This is a genomic window from Dyella psychrodurans (genome assembly GCF_003363265.1).
Taxonomy (GTDB): domain Bacteria; phylum Pseudomonadota; class Gammaproteobacteria; order Xanthomonadales; family Rhodanobacteraceae; genus Dyella_B; species Dyella_B psychrodurans.
This window is the reverse complement of the sequence record NZ_QRBF01000001.1, coordinates 1198828-1216724: the sequence shown is the minus strand read 5'-3', so window position 1 is coordinate 1216724 and position 17897 is coordinate 1198828. Positions and strand designations below refer to the sequence as shown.

Genomic DNA, 17897 nt, shown 5'->3' with positions numbered 1-17897 from the left:
AGCAGGGCTATCATGCGCGTCCTGTTGGGCCCCTCGACGGAGATCGCCATGCCCGGACACATCATACTTTCCCATGGTTCCGATTCCGGTCCGGATGCCACCAAGGTCAGCGCGCTGGCGAAGATCGCCGAGTCGATGGGGTGGAGCACCGAACGTCCGGACTACCGCGAAGACGACGCGCTGGGTCATGCGGGTTCCGTAGCGCCGCGCATCGCGCGCCTGCACCAGCGCATTGCCGCATGCGACGCGCAGCCGGTACTGGTGGGGTCGAGCATGGGCGCCTTCGTTTCCGGCCTGGCTTCGTTGGAGCTGCCCGTGGCCGGTCTGTTCCTGCTTGCCACGCCCGCCTTGATTCCCGGCAGCGATTTCACGTTCGATGTGCGGCTGGACGTCCCCACCTTGCTCATCCACGGATGGCAGGACGACGTCTGCCCGCTCGACGACATCTACGAGTTTGCCGGTCGCCGTCAGCTTCCGTTGCTCGTGGTGGACGATGATCACCGTCTTGCCGCACATGTCGATGCCATCGGCCGACAGTTCGGCTTCTTCCTGGAACAGCTGGCGACACGCGCTTGAATCACTTCTTTGCAACATGCCCCAAGGGGCTCGAATACCTGCTGCGCGACGAACTGATGGCCCTGGGCGGCACCGACGTGCACGAGGCGCTGGCCGGCGTGCGTTTTTCCGGCAGCCTTGAAACGGCCTATCGCGCTTGTCTGTGGTCGCGCCTTGCCAGCCGCGTACTGTTGCCCATCGCCGAATTCGATGCCGCTTCCGATGAGGCGCTCTACGCAGGCGTGCAGGCCATCGACTGGTCCGAACACCTCGCACTGCATGCCACGCTGGCGGTGGACGCCAACACCACGCAAAGCAACATGGCGCACAGCCAGTTTCTCGCGCAGCGCGTGAAAGACGCGGTCGTCGATCAGTTCCGCCAGCGCGGGCAGGAGCGTCCGGCCGTGGATACCGAAGAGCCGGACGTCCGCATCAACCTGCGCCTGCGGCGCGATCGCGCCACGCTGTCCATCGACCTGGCCGGTGCGCCATTGCATCGGCGTGGCTGGCGCGAACAGCAAGGCGAGGCGCCGCTGAAGGAAAACCTGGCCGCCGCCATGCTGCTGCGCGCGGGTTGGCCGGCGATCTATGCGCAGGGCGGCGCGCTGCTCGATCCGATGTGCGGCTCGGGCACGCTGTTGATCGAAGCCGCGTTGATGGTGGCCGACGTCGCGCCGGGCTTGCGTCGTTCGTATTACGGCTTCCTCGGCTGGAAGCAGCATGACATTCCGTTGTGGAAAAGCTTGCTCGACGAAGCGCGCAAGCGCGCGGAAGCCGGGCTGCCTGCGCTGCGCACCTGCTTCTTCGGTTCCGATACGGACCCGCGCATGGTGCAGACGGCCAAGCGCAACGCGCAGGAAGCGGGTGTGGCAGGGTTCTTCACGCTGGATCGTCACGATGCGCAGCATGTGGCGCCTCCGCCGGGCGTCACCCAGGGGCTGGTCATCACCAACCCGCCTTACGGCGAACGGCTTGGGGAACGCGAAAGCATGCCCAAGCTCTATCGCATGCTGGGCGAAACCCTGCGCGATCGCTTTACCGGCTGGCGCGCCGCCATCCTTGCGGGAGACGCGGAGTTGGGACGCGCCACCACGCTGCGTGCCGACAAGAAGTACACGCTGTACAACGGCGCACTCGAAACCGTGTTGCTGACTTTCGAACTGCATCCGCGCGATGAGACGCCGCGCGAAAAGGCGCCCTTGTCAGCCGGCGCGCAAATGCTGAAAAACCGGCTGGAGAAAAACGTCCGTCATCTGCGCAAGCGGCTGGAGCGCGAGGGCATTCATGCGTGGCGCGCCTACGACCAGGATCTTCCCGAATACGCGGCTGCCATCGACGTATACCAAGACATCGCCGGCACCACCCATCTGCACATTCAGGAGTACCGCGCGCCGGCGGACGTGCCTGTCGAAGTATCCCGCACGCGCATGCGTGAAATCGCCCGTGTCGCCGGCGAGGTTTTCGAAACGCCACGCGCACGCATCGCACTGAAGACGCGCGAGCGCGGCAAAGGCGGTTCCAAATACGGTCAATTCGACCAGCGTGGCGAGTTCATCGAAGTGGAGGAGGGTGGGCTGAGGTTTCAGGTCAATCTCTACGATTACCTGGACACCGGCCTGTTCCTCGACCATCGCCTCGTTCGCGCGAAATTGCGCGAGCTGGCTGCGGGGCGCCGGGTTCTCAATCTGTTCGCGTACACCGCCACGGCGAGCGTTTACGCCGCGGCCGGTCAAGCCCGCGATACCACCAGCGTGGATCTTTCAGCGACCTACCTCGAGTGGGCATCGCGCAATCTTGCGCTGAACGGATTTTCCGGGGCAAAACATCGGCTGGTGCAATCGGATGCCACAAGTTTCCTGAAGCATGCGCGCGAGCACTTCGGCTTGATTTATGTCGATCCGCCGACGTTCTCCAACTCCAAACGCGCGGACGATTTCGACGTGCAGCGCGATCACGTCGCGCTGCTGCTTGCCTGCGCGGATCGCCTCACCAGCGATGGCGTCATCGTGTTCTCCAACAACTTCCGCCGCTTCACACTCGACAGCGCGGCACTTGAAGAACGCCTCACGATCGAGAACTGGGGGGCTGGAAGCATCCCGTTCGATTTCTCGCGCCGCGCCAACATCCACGACTGTTGGCTGCTGCGGTTGCGTCCGGCTGAGGGGCAGGTAAATCCGTGGGAAAATGCGCGCGTAAAGAAATGAAAACCTTCAGTACCGATTAAGCCCCCGAGGCCGACCATTGGACCCATCTTGACGGAGGTGTGTCATGTCCAAACGTAATGTCGGCAAGTTCGTTGCAATCGGCCTGGCTCTGGCCGCGGCTGTGGCTTTGCCGGTTGGGGCTTCCGCCCATCCGTGGGGCGGTGGTGGTTGGCACGGTGGTTATCATGGCGGTTACGGTTATCGCGGTGGCTGCTGCTACCGTGGCGGCTACTGGAGCGGCGGCCGTTGGATTGCCGGCGCCATCGTGGGTGGCGTGGTGGCCGGTGTCGTAGCCGGGGCTGTTGCAGGTCCGCCCGTGTACTACGCAGCACCGCCGCCGGCCGTCGTCTACGCCCCTGGCACGGTGGTCTATCAGGCAGCACCGCCGCCGGTAGTGACCACGGTGGTGACGTCCGATCCGTACCAGACCCGCTACATCGGCCCGGCCACCGGTTACTGATCGTAGTGATCCAAGCGAAAAAAGAGCCCGGCATCGCCGGGTTCTTTTTCTGTGTGACCTTCAGCTCAAGGCTTCTGGTTATTGGCTGGCTGCTGTGTCCTGACGCTGTGGTACTTGGCCTGCGCGCGGTAACTGTTGAACTGGGCTTCGCTGATCAGGCTGACCGACTGAATGCCGCAAGGCGGCTGAATTCTATTGCGAACCTTTTCGCCTACCTGACCACAAATGCGATAACCCATCGCCTTTTCGGAGTTGTTCGGGATGAAGGATATGCTTGGATAGCCCACGCCCAGCCACTGGCAATCCGCCTGTAGATTCACCAGGTAACGCTGGTAAGGACCGGTGCGCACGATGACGGTCTTCGTGTCTACGATATGCCATTCGTTGATCTGGTCGGTACGAATGCAGTCCCTGAAAGGCAATATGTTTCTTGCAACAGGCGCGGATTGCGGCGGTGCGGGTTGCGATTGTGCGAGCACCGGTCCGATGCCTGATGCAAGAGCAAAAGCCAGCAGTACAGAAATGACGGGTTTCATGACGGTCACCTCAATGCTGTATTGATGCGCAATGATCGCCTAGCGTATCGCTGCGGCCATATTCCTGCCATGCCTATATCACACAATGTGAACAATACTTCCGGCATGGTGAGGAGTATGATCGTGCGCTGGTTCGCCCTCCACAAGGTGTATCGCAGCAAGTCCGCCCAGATTTCCCCTGTGTCATGACTGCTTCCACATTCGCCGTACATACTGAGGATGGCATCGCGCGTTTCATGCGCATTCGCCGGCAGACGCTTGCGCTGTGCGCCGGGCTCGGTGCCGAGGACCTCATGGTTCAATCTATGCCCGACGCCAGTCCCGGCAAATGGCATCTGGCGCACACGACGTGGTTCTTCGAACAGTTCGTGCTGGGGTACGACCCCGCCTATCGATCGCCCCATCCCGCATGGCATTACCTGTTCAATTCGTACTATGAATCGGTAGGGCCGATGCATGCGCGTCCTCAACGCGGCTTGCTGTCGCGCCCGGCGCTGGAAGAAGTGCGCGATTACCGTTCGCGTATCGATGAAGCGGTCGGCGAACTCATCGCACGCGGCCTCGATGCGGCGCTTGCCGACCGCATCGAATTGGGCCTGCAGCACGAGCAGCAGCATCAGGAATTGTTGCTTACCGATCTCAAGCATGCGTTCTGGTCCAATCCGTTGCGTCCTGTCTACAGAGATACAACCGCACCCGCGAGCGGGAGCAAATCCTCGCCCTTGCATTTTCTACCAGGCCGCGAAGGTCCGGTTGAGATAGGCCATCGCGACGGCAGCGGCTTTGCCTATGACAATGAAACGCCGCGGCATCGCACTTGGTTGACGGCCCATTTGCTGGCCAACCGCCTGGTTACCAACAGCGAATACCTGGCATTCGTGCGCGAAGGCGGTTATCGCGAAGCCAGCCTATGGCTTTCCGATGGTTGGGCGACCGTACAGCGCGAAGGTTGGCAACGACCGCTGTACTGGCAAGAGGATCTGTCCAGCGAATTCACGCTCGCCGGCATTCGCGAGCTGGACCCGCAGGCGCCGGTATGCCACATCAGCTATTTCGAAGCCGACGCGTTCGCACGCTGGGCAGGCGCGCGTTTGCCTACCGAAGCCGAATGGGAAGACGCCGCGGCGGATCTGCCCGTGAAGGGCAATTTCCAGGAAGCACATCATTTTCATCCCATCGCCCCAGCGCACGGTGAAGGCCTGCAGCAAATGTATGGCGACGTGTGGGAATGGACCGCTTCGCCCTACGTGAACTATCCGGGCTTCAAACCCTTGCCCGGTGCGCTGGGCGAGTACAACGGCAAATTCATGAACGGCCAATGGGTATTGCGCGGTGGTTCCTGCGCAACACCGCATGACCACATTCGCACCAGCTACCGCAACTTTTTTCCGCCCCATGCCCGCTGGCAGTTTGCGGGCATCCGATTGGGAAAGGACCGATGAGCGTACAAGCCTATCTCGTGCGGGACGAACAACGTCCGCCCGATAACGCCTTGCTTCAGGTTGTTCAGCGCGGTTTGCGTTCGCAGCCCAAGCGATTGCCATCCTGGCTGTTCTACGACGATCAAGGCTCCGCGTTGTTCGAGCAGATCTGCGAACAGCCCGAGTATTACCTCACGCGTGCCGAGATCGCGTTGTTGAAAGAACACGCCGGCGATATCGCCGATGTACTGGGGCCGGACGCGCGTCTGGTCGAATATGGAAGCGGGCATGCGATCAAGACGCGACTGTTGCTGGAACGTCTCGAAGCGCCGGTGGCCTGGGTGCCCGTGGAACTTGCCTCGGAAGCGTTGCGGCTCAGCGGCGAGCGCATGGCGCAATACTTCCCGGAGCTGCCCATTCAACAGCTTTCCGTGGATTTCACGCGGCCGTTGCGGCTGCCCGTGCCGCCGCGCGCACCGCGCCGCACGGTGATTTATTTTCCGGGCTCCACCATCGGCAATTTCGACGAACGCGAAGCGGCACAGCTGCTGCGCAAGATGCGCGGTGAAATGGGCGACAACGGCGGCATTCTTGTCGGCGCGGATCTGAAGAAGGATCGCGCCATCATCGAGGCCGCTTACAACGATCGCGCCGGCATCACCGAGGCATTCACGCTCAACATGCTCGCGCGATTGAATCGCGAACTGGGCTGCAATTTCGAGCTCGGCGCGTTCCGCCATCGTGCGCGCTACAACGCGATGGCCGGACGCATCGAAACGCATATCGTCAGCGAGCGCGAACAACGCGTGCGCGTGGGGAGATTGCAGGTGTTGTTTCGCGAAGACGAAGCGATGCTGGTGGAATACAGCTGCAAATACTCGCTTGAGGATTTCGCTGCGTTGGCTGCGATCGCCGGACTTGCCGTCCAGCATGTGTGGACGGATCCCGAAGGCTTGTTCAGCCTGCAATACCTGACGCGAAGCGGCGCGAACTAGGCCTGTTCGCGCGCCTTCAAGCCGCGGCCACTTTGCGTGCACCCAGCCGGCCGAGAATATCCTCGGCCGCCCGGATGCGTTCGATGCCGCCGGGCAATTCCATGTTCACCTTCAGCTTGTCCTGTCCGTCCAGCTTGTAGACGCGCGGATGGCTCTGGATGAGGCGGATCACCGCCATCGGATCGACATCGGGCTTTTCGCGGAACGTCACGCGTCCACCATTGGCACCAAAGTCGAGCTTGCGAATCCCCAGCGGCGTAGCCATCAACTTCAACCCGGCGATGGCGAACAATTGCTTGACGGCATCGGGCAGCAGGCCGAAGCGATCGATCATTTCCACTTGCAGTTCGCGCAGCGTTTCCTCGTCGCGTGCGCTGGCGATGCGCTTGTACAGCGTCAGGCGCGTGTGCACGTCGGGCAGGTAATCGTCAGGGATCAGCGCAGGCAGGTGCAGTTCTACTTCGGTTTCGTGTTCGCTGCTCAGATCGAAGTCCGGCACCTTGCCGGATTTGAGTGCACGCACGGCGCGTTCCAGCAGTTCCGTGTAGAGTCCGAAACCGATTTCCTGGATCTGGCCGGATTGTTCGTCGCCCAGCAATTCGCCCGCGCCGCGAATCTCCAGGTCGTGCGTTGCCAGCGTAAAACCGGCGCCCAGTTCTTCCAACGATGCGAGCGCTTCCAGTCGCTTTTCCGCATCGGCGGTGATCGCCTTGCGATCCGGCACGATCAGGTACGCATAGGCGCGGTGATGCGAGCGTCCCACGCGTCCGCGCAACTGGTGCAGCTGCGCGAGGCCGAAACGGTCCGCGCGGTTGATGATGATGGTGTTGGCCGTGGGAATATCGATGCCGGTTTCGATGATGGTGGTGCACGCCAGAACGTTGAAACGCTGGCGATGGAAATCCGCCATCACCTGTTCCAGCTCGCGTTCTGGCATCTGGCCATGGGCGATGCCGATGCGCGCGTCGGGAATCAGTTCCTGCAATTCGCGTGCGGTACGTTCGATGCTTTCCACTTCGTTATGGAGGAAATATACCTGACCACCGCGCTGCAGTTCGCGCTGGAAAGCTTCGCGAATCAGCGCGGGTTCCCACGCCGAAATAAACGTGCGCACGGCCATGCGATGCGCCGGCGGTGTGGCGATCAGCGACAGATCGCGCAGACCGCTCATCGCCATGTTCAGCGTGCGCGGAATCGGCGTGGCGGTCATGGTAAGCAGGTCCACTTCGGCGCGCAGTTTTTTCAACTGTTCCTTCTGGCGCACGCCGAAACGCTGTTCCTCGTCCACGATGACCAGGCCGAGCTGCTTGAACTTGATATCCGGCTGCAGCAGTTTGTGCGTGCCGACGATCACGTCGATGTGTCCGTCCGCCAGGCGCTTCAGTGCTTCGTTCACTTCCTTGGTCGAGCGGAAGCGCGACAGCACATCCACCCGCACCGGCCAGTCGGCGAAGCGGTCGGCGAAATTGCGGTAGTGCTGTTGCGCGAGCAGGGTGGTCGGCACCAGTACCGCCACTTGCTTGCCCGCTGTCGCGGCGGCAAACGCGGCACGCAGTGCGACTTCGGTCTTGCCGAAACCCACATCGCCGCAGATGACGCGATCCATCGCGCGCGGCGCGGCCAGATCGTTCAATACGGCATCGATGGCGTAGAGCTGATCCGGCGTTTCCTCGAACGGAAAGGTGCTGCCGAATTCCTCGACCAGTTGACGGTCGATCGGCAGCGATTCGCCGCCGCGTGCTTCTCGCTGCGCATAAATCGCCAGCAACTCGGCGGCGACGTCGCGTACTTTCTCGGCAGCTCTCTTGCGAGCGCGCTCCCATGCATCGCCACCCAGCGAATGCAGCGGTGCCAGTTCTGGCGCCGTGCCGGAGTAGCGGCTGACCAGGCCCAGCTGCGCCACCGGCACATAGAGCTTGTCGCCCTTGGCGTATTCGATGGTGAGGAACTCGCCTTCCATGCCGCCGAGTTCCATCGAAATCAGGCCCTGGTAACGACCCACGCCGTGATCGACGTGCACGATGGGCGAGCCGACGGAGAGTTCCGTGAGATCGCGGATGATCGACTCGGGATCGCGCGCCGCGCCACGCCGGCGCTTGCGTTCGGTGCGCACGCGCTCGCCGAACAATTCGCGTTCGGTGAGCACGGTAATCGCGGGCTTCGTCAACGCGAAGCCTTGTTCCAGCGGCGCAATGCTGATGGCAAGCCGGGTGGCGTCGTCGAGGAAGGCTCGCCAGCCTTCGACGATCTGCGGCTTCAGGCCGGCAGTGGCCAGTTGTTCGAGCAGGGCTTCGCGCCGTCCGGCCGAATCGGCGGCGATCAGCACGCGTCCCGGATAGTTGTCGATGAAGTGCCGCAGCGACGTGCCCGGTTCTTCGCCCTTGCGATTGAGCGGCAATTCCGGGGCCGGCTGCGTGCCGACGGAGACGGCGTGTTCGTGGCTGCTGTCGACCACTTCCGCACGCAGGCGCTTGTTGAGCTGCTCGCGCAGTTGTTCGGGCGAGAGGTACAGCTCAAGCGGCGGCAGCACCGGACGCTCGATATCGTGCGCGCGCTGATCGTAGCGTTCGGCCGTCTGCGTCCAGAATTGTTCGGCCGCTTCGCCGGTTCCCTCGCCGAGCACGAACAGCGCATCGTCGGCGAGATAGTCGAACAGCGTGGCGGTCTGCTCGAAGAACAGCGGCAGGTAGTATTCGATGCCGCCGGGCGTCACGCCTTCCTTCATGTCCTGATACAACGGACAGCGGCGCACGTCGATCGGGAAACGTTCGCGCAGGCGGCTGCGGAAGGCCTTGGCCGCCTCGTCAGTGACCGGAAATTCGCGTGCAGGCAGCAATTCGATTTTCTCGACCTGTTGCTGCGAGCGCTGCGTTTCCGGATCGAAGCTGCGGATCGATTCCACTTCGTCATCGAACAGCTCGATGCGATAGGGTTCGGCCGCGCCCATCGGATAGATGTCGATCAAGGCGCCGCGCACCGCGAAGTCGCCGGGTTCGGCGACCTGCGGAACATGGCGATAACCGGATGCTTCGAGCCGGCGCTGTTCGGCGGCCAGATCCAGCTTCTGCCCCTTGCGCAGCATCAGGCCGGAGCCGGTGATATGCGTGCGTGGTGCGATCCGCTGCATCAGCGTGGCGGCCGACACCACCAGCACGCCGCGCTTCACGCTCGGCAGCTGATACAGCGTGGCGACACGCTGGGAAACAATATCGGGATGGGGGCTGAAGACGTCGTAGGGCAGCGTTTCCCAGTCCGCGAAATGCAGCACCGGCAGCGAACCGGCGAAGATGCGCAGCTCGTCTTCCAGCGCGTGCGCGCGCTGCGTATCGCGGGTCACCACCACCAGCAGGCCGTCGTGCGACTGCGCGGCCTCGGCGACCAGCAGGGCCCGCGCAGAACCGTGTGGCGGGGTCCAGAAGCGGCGGTGCTTGGGAGTGGTGGGAAGGGGCGGGTGACTGATCGGATTCGGCATGGAGAGGCGACGTAGGCGGGCGCAGCCCTCGTGGCGCGCCAATCGAGCGCGCAAGTGTAGCGCGTCGAACCTGGGGCCTGCCGTGACAGTCGTTTGGAGCGCTTATTGAAGCGCGAGGCTGATCTGCGCCGTGCCCGCTTCGCCGGGCACCATCTTGGCGACGAAGCCGATCTCCTTGCAGAGCTGCAGCATCGGGCGGTTTTCCATCAGCACATAGCCCCACAGCTCGCTCAGGCCGCGGCGGCAGGATTCGTCGACCAGGCGCTGCATCAGCAGCGCGCCGAGGCCGATGCGCGTCCACTCCAGTTCCACCAGCACGGAGAACTCGGCGGTGTTGCTGGCCTCGTCGACGTAGATACGGCCCACGCCGCGCAATTCGGCGGGCTTCACCGTTTCGTCCATCAGCACATAGGCCGCTTCCATGGCCGGATCGATGCGGCACAGGCGCTGAGCCATCGAGGGTGGCAGCTCCGACATCGCATGCATGAAGCGACGGCGCACGTCTTGCGGGGACAAACGCTTGAAGCAGCGCTGGATGGCGGCGATGTCGCCGGGCTCGATGTCGCGCATCACCAGTTCGCGGCCATCGGCCGTGTGCACGACCTCGCCGTGAGGCGTGGTGACGATGCGCGGGCAGGCAAAGCGCTCGCTGCTGCGCGGCGGCAGCTGGGCGTGGCGCGTGGTGGAATCGGATTCGCAGGCAGAGGTCATGGGCATGACCATACTATAGCGTACTGTGTGCACTGCAACATGAATGCGCAGCAACCGTTCTACTCGCGTCTATCCATGGCTTTCAGCTATCCGGTGAACGTTTGAAACGAGGCGCTTTTGGGTTTTGTGCTGCGTTACAGCATGTCTTTCAGTCGGCAACGTCCGGTTCGAAGAAGCTCCACCGTATCTCGGCAAAGTGGGCCTTCATGGCCCGTTCCACGGTATTGATCGCCTCGATCAGGCTCAGATTATCCGGCGTTGGCGCCATGCGTGCCTTGACCGCCACCATCACGTCCGGTCCCATCTGCAGGGTGATCAGGTTGAGCACCTCGTCAACCTCGGGGCGGCTCGCGAGAAAGGCGAGCAACTCGGCACGCCGGCGCGGCTCCACGCCCTGGCCGATCAGCAGCGCCTTCACCTCGATCGCCAGTGCGAACGCCACCACCACCAGCAGAACGCCGATGGCGATCGTTCCCAGTGCATCGAACAGCAGATTGCCGGTGAGCATGGTGGCGCCAATCGCCACCGCGGCGAGGCACAGGCCGATCAGTGCGGCAAGGTCTTCGCCGAAGATCACCAGCAACTCGCTGGAGCGCGTTTCGCGAAACCATTGCCACAAGCCCTGTTCGCCGCGCGCACGATTCACTTCCTGCATGCAGCCACGCATCGAGACGCTTTCCGCTGCGATGCCGAATAGCAGCACGCCCAGTGCCAGCCACGGCCATTTCAGCGGCTGGGGCTCGGTAAGTTTGTGCGTGCCTTCGTAGATAGAAAACAGGCCGCCGACCGCGAACAGCAGCATCGCCACCACGAACGACCAGAAATACATCGCGCGTCCCCAGCCGAGCGGATACTCCTCGGAGGACGGCTTTTTCGCCTGTTGCATGCCCAGCAACAGCAGTCCCTGATTCCCGCAGTCGGCCAGCGAATGCACGGCTTCGGCCATCATCGCGCCGGAGCCGGTCATGATCGCGGCGACAAGCTTGGCGATGAAAATCGCAAAATTCGCGCCCAGCGCGAGCAGGATGGCCTTCAGTGAATTGGCATGGCCCGACACGCATCCACTCCTTGCCGATCCGATATCAGCGGAAGCCTGCGGCTACACCCACGCCGAAATGGAAATCCGTATGACCCTGGCTCATCTCCGCCGCCGTCCACACATGCGATTGCGCGACACTGACCAGCGGATAGACATAGGCCGCCTGATCCACCATCCCCGCGCGGCTGCCGTTCAATTGTCCGCTGATGGTGATCAACGAACCGCCTGGAATATTGAACGATTCGACATAGCCCGGAAAGATCGCGATAAAGCGACCCGCTGCATGCGCGTTTGGTTGAGGCCGCTGCGAGGAGTCCAGCGGATAAGCCAGGATTTCCACTTCGCTGTGATCGGGAAAATTGCGCACGTTGATCACGCTGCCGCCCCAGATCACCTGGCCGTTGCCGTATTGCTCGGGCGATTGCGCAACCTGGGCGGGCAGGACGGCGAGCGTGCCGGGAGCAACCTTGTAGATCGGTGCCGGTGCGCACGCCGATAGCGCCAGTGCAAACAGTGGAGCGAACCAACGCAGTGAACGGAGTGAAAGGCGAATCGGCATGACGATGATCCTTGCATGAAGCCTGACAGGGATCGAGCTTAGCGGGCCCGCTTCGGTGGCGGTAGTCGGCTTATGTGCGTGGGTTTCGGTTCGGCTTGCGCGTCGTTGTCCTGCTTCAACCAATCGAGTCGCCATTCCGCCGCGCGTTCTTGCGACAAAAGCTGCGCCATCGCCCGCAGCGGTTCGCGCAACACCTGGTCGAGGTTCCAGGGTGCATTGAGAATGACCATGCCCGAGCCGTTCAGGCGCAGCGGCGAATCGTCCGGATGCACCAGCAGCTCCGCGCGCAGCACGCGCCGCGCGGAGCCGTGCTGCAATCCGCGCAGGAACGGTTGCACCTGGCTGCGAAGCTTGATCGGATACCAGATGGCGTAAATGCCGGTGGGCCAGCGTTCCAGCGCTGCCTTCAAGGCGGTGTCGATCAGCCGATATTCCGCTTCCTGTGCTTCATAGGGCGGATCGATCAACACCAGCCCGCGCTTCTCCTTGGGCGGAAGCAGCGCCTTCAGCGCTTCGTAACCGTTGCGGTTATGCACGTGCACGCGACGATCATGATGGAACAGCTCTCGCAGGCTCGCCGCTTCTTCCGGATGCAGTTCGCACAGTTGCGCGCTGTCGGTATCGCGCATGGCGCGAGCGGCTTGCAGTGGCGAACCCGGATAAAGCTTCAGGCCATGTTCGTTGCCCGGCAGCGACAGGATCGTGTCGAGCCAATGGCGTAGCAACGGCGGCAGTGCCGCGCCGGATGCATGCGCCGAGTGATGCAGATCGGGAAACAGCAGGCGTGCGATCCCTTCGCGATATTCGCCGGTCTTGCCGGCTTCCTCGCTGTCGAGTGCGTAACAGCCGCTGCCCGCGTGGGTGTCGATCAGGGCAAAAGGCGTGTCTTTGACCCGCAGCGCCTGGATCAGCGCGAACAGCACGCTGTGTTTGAGGACGTCGGCAAAATTGCCTGCATGGTAGGCGTGGCGGTAGTTCATGGCGGTCGCTGCAGGCTGGGGTGATGAGTATAGATCCCAGCCTGCTGCGAGGCCGACTCAATACGCCACGGTAATGCGTTGGCGCGGTGCGTCGTGCTCGTCCAGGCGGTCGAGCAAGGCCACGGCATAGTCGGGCACGGTGATGCGGCTGACGCCGTTGGCGTCGGTCAGCAGCTTGTCGCCGCCCAGGCGATAGCTGCCGGTGCGTGCGCCATCCTCGATCAGGGCGGCGGGGCTGATATAGGTCCAATCGATGTCGGCCTTGCTGGCACGGAAGATGTCCAGCGTGCGTGCCTGGGCTTCGGCTTCCGGTTTCCACGCCGCGGGGAAATTCGGATCGTCGATCACCTTGACGCCCGGCGCCGTTTCCAGGCTGCCGGCACCGCCCACCCACAGCAGACGTTTCACACCGATGGCGGGCAGGGTATCGAGCAAGGCTTTTGCGGCGTTCGGGACATTGTCCGGGTTGCCGTCGCGGCGTGCAGACAGGCTGGCGATCACGGCGCCGGCACCTTGGGCCGCGGCACGCCAGCTGCCGGGTTGGGCAACGTCGCCCACTACGACATGCAGCTTCGCGTTGCGCGTCGCGAGGCGTCCGGCATCGCGTACCACCGCCGTCACGTCGTGGCCGCGCGCGAGTGCTTCTTCAAGGATCGCGTGGCCGATGTGGCCGGTGGCACCGAACAGAACCAGTTTCATGGCATATCTCCATCAAGGAAGTCGATGGAGCAAAGCATGCGCGCTTGCATTGGCTCGATAAACGTCCCAATCCATAATTGACTGTCAAGCTATATTTGACAATCATTCGGGCATGAAGCGCGATGTCAACTTCAATCGCCTGGCCGTCTTCGTGGCGCTGGTGCGCGCCGGATCGTTTACGGCGGCGGCCGTCCAACTGGGCATGACCAAGGCGATGGTCAGTCAGCACCTGCTTCGATTGGAACAGGAGCTGGGCGCCACGCTGATCGTGCGCAGCACGCGACGCATGGCGCTGACCGAAGCAGGAGCGGCTTTCCATGCCGATTGCGTGCAACTGCTCGAACAGGCGCAAGCCGCCATCGAACGAATCGGCGACCGGCGCAACACACCCACCGGCACCTTGCGTCTGACGACGTCGACCGATTACGGCATGGCCGTCGTCGCGCCCGCCCTGGCGGATTTCCGCAAGCTGCATCCGCAGCTGAGCATGGATCTGGTGATCAACGACCAGATCAGCGACCTGATCGCGGAGCGTTTCGATCTGGCGATCCGCATCGGCTGGCTGCGCGATTCGAGTTTGCGTGCCGCGCGCCTGGGCGGCTTTCGCCAACTGGTGATGGCGACGCCTGCTTATCTGGCCGAACATGGCGTGCCGCGACGGCCCGAGGATCTCGCCGCGCATCCGTGGATCGCCATGTCCGCCTTGAACGCACCGCTGCGCTGGACATTCACGCGCGGCAGCGGCACCCGTCGCGTCGTGCGGATGCGTCAAGCCATGCAGGCCAACAATGCCGCGGCGGTCCGCGCGTTGGTACTTCATGGCGCGGGCATATCGGTCTTGCCCGATTACCTTGTGCAGGAAGACATCCAGGCAGGCCGTCTGCAAGTACTGCTGGCGCAGTATCGCGTGCCTGAAGGCGGCATCTACGCGGTGTATCCGGATCCGCAACCGCCCGCGAAAGTTCGCGGCTTCATCGACTTCATGCGCGATCGCCTCGCGTCCCGCTGAAGCATCAATCCACCACGTTGTGGCTTTCGGCGGTGCCAAGCAACTCAGGCTGCGACGCCTTGCGATCAACCCGATGCAGCAGCGGATGCGCAAACACCGCGGCCAGAATCACCACGACACCGACGTAGAACCAGATATCGAGCTGGCGCTGTTCGCCAAGCAACAGGATCGCCAGGACGATCGCGTAGACAGGTTCCAGGTTGGTGATCATCTGCGTCGCGAACGCGCTGATATGGCGCAGCGCGACCAGTGCCAGCGAAAAGGGCAGCAGCGTGCAGCCGAAGGCCAGGGTCAGCAGCAACACGGCATCGTGCGTACTGGGCAAAACGAACGCAGGTCCCGTGTGAGGCAGCAGCGGAGCAAGCAGCGTAAGGAACGCCGCACCTGTGCCGAGTTCAATGCACGTCACGGTGAGAGGGTCGCCATGCTCCACCAATCGTTTGTTGAATGAGCCAAACAGCGCGACAAACAAAGCGGAGAGAACGCCCACGGCAATGCCAAGACGCATGCCGGGCGGTACGCCACCGGCCACCATCGCCACGCCCGGCACCACGGCCATGGCGACCAGCAACTCACGCGGATCGAAGCGGCGGCGTGCCACCCATGGCTCGATAAACGCAAGGAAAGCCGGCCCCAGCGCAATGCAGGTCGCGCCGACGGAAGCATTGGCGAGCTTGATCGAGGCGTAGAACGTCAGCCAGTGCAGCGACACCAGTACGCCGATGCCTGCATAGGCCAGACGCAACTTCATCGTCATTGCGCGCAGGCCGCGCCACACGCCGGGTATCAGCAGCAATGCACCCGATACCAGCAGCATGCGCCACCACACCAGTGCCAGGGCGGGCAGGGTGATCAGTTTGCCGAGGATGGCGGTGAAGCCCCACAGCAGCACGCAAAAGTGGATTTGCAGGCGGGCCTTGTTGACGGACTGCATGATGACCGGGGTGGATGGGAAGGGTTCGCCATTCTATCCGGCTCGCGCCTCCCCTTTGGATACATTCGGATGGCCAATCGACCGCGTCGATTCGTCACTTCGCGGCTACCGTTGCAGCAGGGAGGCCTTACCGCTTTATGGAACGGGGCGGCGGTACATCGCGCAGCGACGAAAGCACCTGCTGGCAGGTGTTGGCGTGGTCGCTGTGGCTGGGTGCGACCAGGGCCAGCAGTGCCGCCGGCGGTGCCAGGACACCGAGCGCGACCGCGCCGCCGCCGCGCAGCAGCAGCGGCCCCGCATGCACGCCCACGTCCGGATTCTTGAAGGTGCCTTTGACGTAGAGCGGCGAGCGCAGCGAAAAGACCCGGAAGCCCTTGGTATGCGGGGTGATGTTCAGATCCATGTGTTCGTTCGCGAAATTGACCGTGCCGTCCACATTGACGGTCGCGTCGTCCGTGTCGAAGACGAACAGCTTGCTGTTGAAAAGACCGTCGCTGCCGCCAAGGTCTGCCGCCGCGCAATTGATTTTCACGGTCTTGTCGCCGAACATTTTCTCGACGACCACGTTGGCAACGTTCAAGCCGGCCGTCTCCAGCAGCGTCTTGCTGATCGCGCCGTCGTTCATCAGCAGCTTCACGTCGCCGTTCGCATCGCCCATCAACGCCGCCACGGAATTGCCGTGCGCGTTCAAGGCAACGTCTCCGTTGATCTCGCCGAAGCTGCTGCTCATCGGGCCGAAGGTCGGGAATAGCTGTTTCAGCTGAAGGTGCCGCGCGTTCAATTGCAGCGCGCCGCGCATGGGTTGTGCACCACCGTCGACGCGCAACATGCCATCGATCGTGCCGCCCGCGACGCCCATATGCAGCGGATCGATCTGCAGCACACTGTTGTCGAGCCATACGCGGGCGCTGAGCGAGTCGATGGGCGTCGAAGTGGGGTGTTCGATCCGTGCGGCGCTGAAGGTCACGTCTGCATCCATCGTGCGCAGGCGATCGGTGCGGAATGTTTCTACCGGCAGAACCTTGTCGGCGGGTTGCTGCGTGGTGTCGCCACGCTGCTGCTTTTCGGCCTTGCTGTCCGCACCGATCAGCGGGGCGAGATCGACGAAGCGCAGCTGCTGCGAGTGGATATCGCCGCTTAGCTTCGGACGGTCCCCGCCGGTGACGAGCTGGACATGGCCGCCCAGATCGCTCTGACCGACGCGACCGCGGAAATCGCGATAGTCGAAACGACTGCCGTGCGGATGCAACTCGGCCACAAGGTGGCCTTCCGTGCCGTAGGGCGGCGTATCGGGCAGGGTGATGCCCGTGATGGGATACAGCTTGGCCATGCTGGTGCCGGCGAACCACACGCGCAGGTCGAGCGCCCCTAGATGCACGGGATCGGTCAATGTGCCGACCAGGGCGATCTTGCTGTCGCCGATGTGCATGCGCGCTTGCACGGGGAAGGGCTGATCCGTCTGTTGCAGAGCGAGCATGGCGCCGGACTTGCCCGTGCCGGTAACTGGCGTGCCCTGATAACTGCCGTCGGCCGTCCACGCGAATTGGTAATTCGTGCGGGCGGCGCCGGCCGACATGTCCGGCTGCGTCTTGTTGGATTCGGCCGTCTTTCCGACGCCATGGCCGACATCGGCACGCGCTTCATCCGTCGCTTGCGCCACGATCTGGTCGTAAGGAATGGCTTGCTGCAACGGTGTAATCGTCACCTGAAGCTTCAGCCGGTTCTGGGCATCGTCCAGTGCAACGTGACCCTGGTCGAAGCCGATGGCACCCAGATTCAATTGCCAGGCTGAAGGTGTCGTGGTTTGCGGTAGCGTAAACAGCCAGTTGGCCTGACCGTGCGTGTCGCGTTCGAGATCGATCTGCGGGCCCACCAATTGCACCGACGGCACATCGATGTGATGAACCAGCAGGCCGAGCGGCGAGAAACGAAACTGCAAGGCGTCGAGCTGCGCAAACTGCGGCTGCTTCGTCCAGGATGGATTGGCGATCTGGATACTGCGCGCGGTGAACGTGGGCCACGGCACCCACGCGCTCAGTCCTTGCTGTGCGGGTTCGCGCTGCCAGGCCACGGTCAGGTCGCCCTGAATGACGAACGGATGGCCGATCGCAGCGCTGACGTTGTCGTCGATAACCGGCTTCAGCCGATTCCAGTCGAACAGCGCGACGACCAGAATCAGTGCGACCAGCAGCACCAGCAGCAGACCCGCGATCCAGGCCAGCAATTTGTAAATGCGCTTCATGCTTCTGTGCCTCCGTTACGACGCCGACCATACAGCCGGCACACCGACACGTAACTACGGCGCAGGCAAAAATATCGTGTA

The 17897-nt window shown here is 62.8% G+C and carries 15 protein-coding genes; 6 read left to right on the top strand and 9 right to left on the bottom strand.

Annotation, left to right across the window (positions count from 1 at the left end):
* Positions 1–48 precede the first annotated feature (48 nt).
* The 3 genes from DWU99_RS05800 (at position 49) to DWU99_RS05790 (ending at position 3219) form a co-directional block, all read left to right on the top strand.
* Positions 49–576, top strand: coding sequence for an alpha/beta hydrolase (locus tag DWU99_RS05800; protein WP_115477203.1), 528 nt, complete (start codon positions 49–51; stop codon positions 574–576).
* On the top strand, positions 573–2759 hold the full coding sequence (gene rlmKL / locus DWU99_RS05795; protein WP_115477009.1) for a bifunctional 23S rRNA (guanine(2069)-N(7))-methyltransferase RlmK/23S rRNA (guanine(2445)-N(2))-methyltransferase RlmL: 2187 nt from the start codon (positions 573–575) through the stop codon (positions 2757–2759). Before DWU99_RS05800 ends, rlmKL begins: the two co-directional genes overlap by 4 nt.
* Positions 2760–2823: 64 nt before the next feature.
* A complete protein-coding gene (locus tag DWU99_RS05790; protein WP_115477008.1) occupies positions 2824–3219 on the top strand; it encodes a hypothetical protein in 396 nt (131 codons plus the stop codon).
* 65 nt (positions 3220–3284) lie between these two features.
* Here DWU99_RS05790 and DWU99_RS05785 read toward each other — a convergent pair whose 3' ends face one another.
* Positions 3285–3755, bottom strand: a complete 471-nt coding sequence (locus DWU99_RS05785; RefSeq protein WP_115477007.1) for a DUF6491 family protein — start codon at positions 3753–3755, stop codon at positions 3285–3287.
* A gap of 185 nt (positions 3756–3940) precedes the next feature.
* On the opposite strand from DWU99_RS05785, the gene egtB reads away from it, so the two are divergent.
* Complete coding sequence (gene egtB / locus DWU99_RS05780) at positions 3941–5197, top strand: ergothioneine biosynthesis protein EgtB (protein WP_115477006.1); 1257 nt, start codon at positions 3941–3943, stop codon at positions 5195–5197.
* Positions 5194–6171 (top strand): L-histidine N(alpha)-methyltransferase, encoded by a 978-nt coding sequence (egtD, locus tag DWU99_RS05775; protein ID WP_115477005.1) that lies wholly within the window; start codon positions 5194–5196, stop codon positions 6169–6171. The genes egtB and egtD overlap by 4 nt, the downstream gene beginning before the upstream one ends.
* 16 nt (positions 6172–6187) lie before the next feature.
* Here the strand turns inward: egtD and mfd are convergent, their stop codons facing one another.
* From mfd to DWU99_RS05745, 6 genes are all read right to left on the bottom strand, one after another.
* The gene (gene mfd / locus DWU99_RS05770; RefSeq protein WP_115477004.1) at positions 6188–9643 is read right to left on the bottom strand and encodes a transcription-repair coupling factor; all 3456 of its coding nucleotides are present in this window, start codon (positions 9641–9643) and stop codon (positions 6188–6190) included.
* A gap of 102 nt (positions 9644–9745) precedes the next feature.
* Positions 9746–10360 carry a GNAT family N-acetyltransferase gene (locus DWU99_RS05765; RefSeq protein WP_199535702.1) on the bottom strand — a complete coding sequence of 205 codons (615 nt, stop codon included), beginning with the start codon at positions 10358–10360 and terminating at the stop codon, positions 9746–9748.
* A 142-nt stretch (positions 10361–10502) separates the two neighbouring features.
* Positions 10503–11411, bottom strand: a complete 909-nt coding sequence (locus DWU99_RS05760; protein ID WP_115477003.1) for a cation diffusion facilitator family transporter — start codon at positions 11409–11411, stop codon at positions 10503–10505.
* A 25-nt stretch (positions 11412–11436) separates the two neighbouring features.
* The gene (locus DWU99_RS05755) at positions 11437–11952 is read right to left on the bottom strand and encodes a Slp family lipoprotein (RefSeq protein ID WP_115477002.1); all 516 of its coding nucleotides are present in this window, start codon (positions 11950–11952) and stop codon (positions 11437–11439) included.
* A 38-nt stretch (positions 11953–11990) separates the two neighbouring features.
* Complete coding sequence (locus tag DWU99_RS05750; protein ID WP_115477001.1) at positions 11991–12932, bottom strand: 23S rRNA (adenine(2030)-N(6))-methyltransferase RlmJ; 942 nt, start codon at positions 12930–12932, stop codon at positions 11991–11993.
* A 57-nt stretch (positions 12933–12989) separates the two neighbouring features.
* A complete protein-coding gene (locus DWU99_RS05745) occupies positions 12990–13631 on the bottom strand; it encodes an NAD(P)-dependent oxidoreductase (RefSeq protein WP_115477000.1) in 642 nt (213 codons plus the stop codon).
* A gap of 112 nt (positions 13632–13743) precedes the next feature.
* On the opposite strand from DWU99_RS05745, the gene DWU99_RS05740 reads away from it, so the two are divergent.
* A complete protein-coding gene (locus tag DWU99_RS05740) occupies positions 13744–14640 on the top strand; it encodes a LysR family transcriptional regulator (RefSeq protein WP_115476999.1) in 897 nt (298 codons plus the stop codon).
* 4 nt (positions 14641–14644) lie between these two features.
* Here the strand turns inward: DWU99_RS05740 and DWU99_RS05735 are convergent, their stop codons facing one another.
* Entirely contained in the window at positions 14645–15574 is a 930-nt protein-coding gene (locus DWU99_RS05735; RefSeq protein ID WP_115476998.1) for a DMT family transporter, read from the bottom strand.
* Between the two features lie 127 nt (positions 15575–15701).
* Positions 15702–17816 (bottom strand): AsmA family protein, encoded by a 2115-nt coding sequence (locus DWU99_RS05730; RefSeq protein WP_115476997.1) that lies wholly within the window; start codon positions 17814–17816, stop codon positions 15702–15704.
* Between the last annotated feature and the right edge of the window lie 81 nt (positions 17817–17897).

Bases quoted from the DNA above. Each gene is read 5' to 3' on its own strand.
- egtB (WP_115477006.1), top strand. From the start codon at position 3,941: ATGACTGCTTCCACATTCGCCGTACATACTGAGGATGGCATCGCGCGT.
- DWU99_RS05750 (WP_115477001.1), bottom strand. From the start codon at position 12,932: ATGAACTACCGCCACGCCTACCATGCAGGCAATTTTGCCGACGTCCTC.
- DWU99_RS05735 (WP_115476998.1), bottom strand. From the start codon at position 15,574: ATGCAGTCCGTCAACAAGGCCCGCCTGCAAATCCACTTTTGCGTGCTG.
- DWU99_RS05755 (WP_115477002.1), bottom strand. From the start codon at position 11,952: ATGCCGATTCGCCTTTCACTCCGTTCACTGCGTTGGTTCGCTCCACTG.
- mfd (WP_115477004.1), bottom strand. From the start codon at position 9,643: ATGCCGAATCCGATCAGTCACCCGCCCCTTCCCACCACTCCCAAGCAC.
- DWU99_RS05730 (WP_115476997.1), bottom strand. From the start codon at position 17,816: ATGAAGCGCATTTACAAATTGCTGGCCTGGATCGCGGGTCTGCTGCTG.
- DWU99_RS05785 (WP_115477007.1), bottom strand. From the start codon at position 3,755: ATGAAACCCGTCATTTCTGTACTGCTGGCTTTTGCTCTTGCATCAGGC.
- DWU99_RS05745 (WP_115477000.1), bottom strand. From the start codon at position 13,631: ATGAAACTGGTTCTGTTCGGTGCCACCGGCCACATCGGCCACGCGATC.
- DWU99_RS05790 (WP_115477008.1), top strand. From the start codon at position 2,824: ATGTCCAAACGTAATGTCGGCAAGTTCGTTGCAATCGGCCTGGCTCTG.
- egtD (WP_115477005.1), top strand. From the start codon at position 5,194: ATGAGCGTACAAGCCTATCTCGTGCGGGACGAACAACGTCCGCCCGAT.
- DWU99_RS05765 (WP_199535702.1), bottom strand. From the start codon at position 10,360: ATGCCCATGACCTCTGCCTGCGAATCCGATTCCACCACGCGCCACGCC.
- DWU99_RS05740 (WP_115476999.1), top strand. From the start codon at position 13,744: ATGAAGCGCGATGTCAACTTCAATCGCCTGGCCGTCTTCGTGGCGCTG.
- DWU99_RS05800 (WP_115477203.1), top strand. From the start codon at position 49: ATGCCCGGACACATCATACTTTCCCATGGTTCCGATTCCGGTCCGGAT.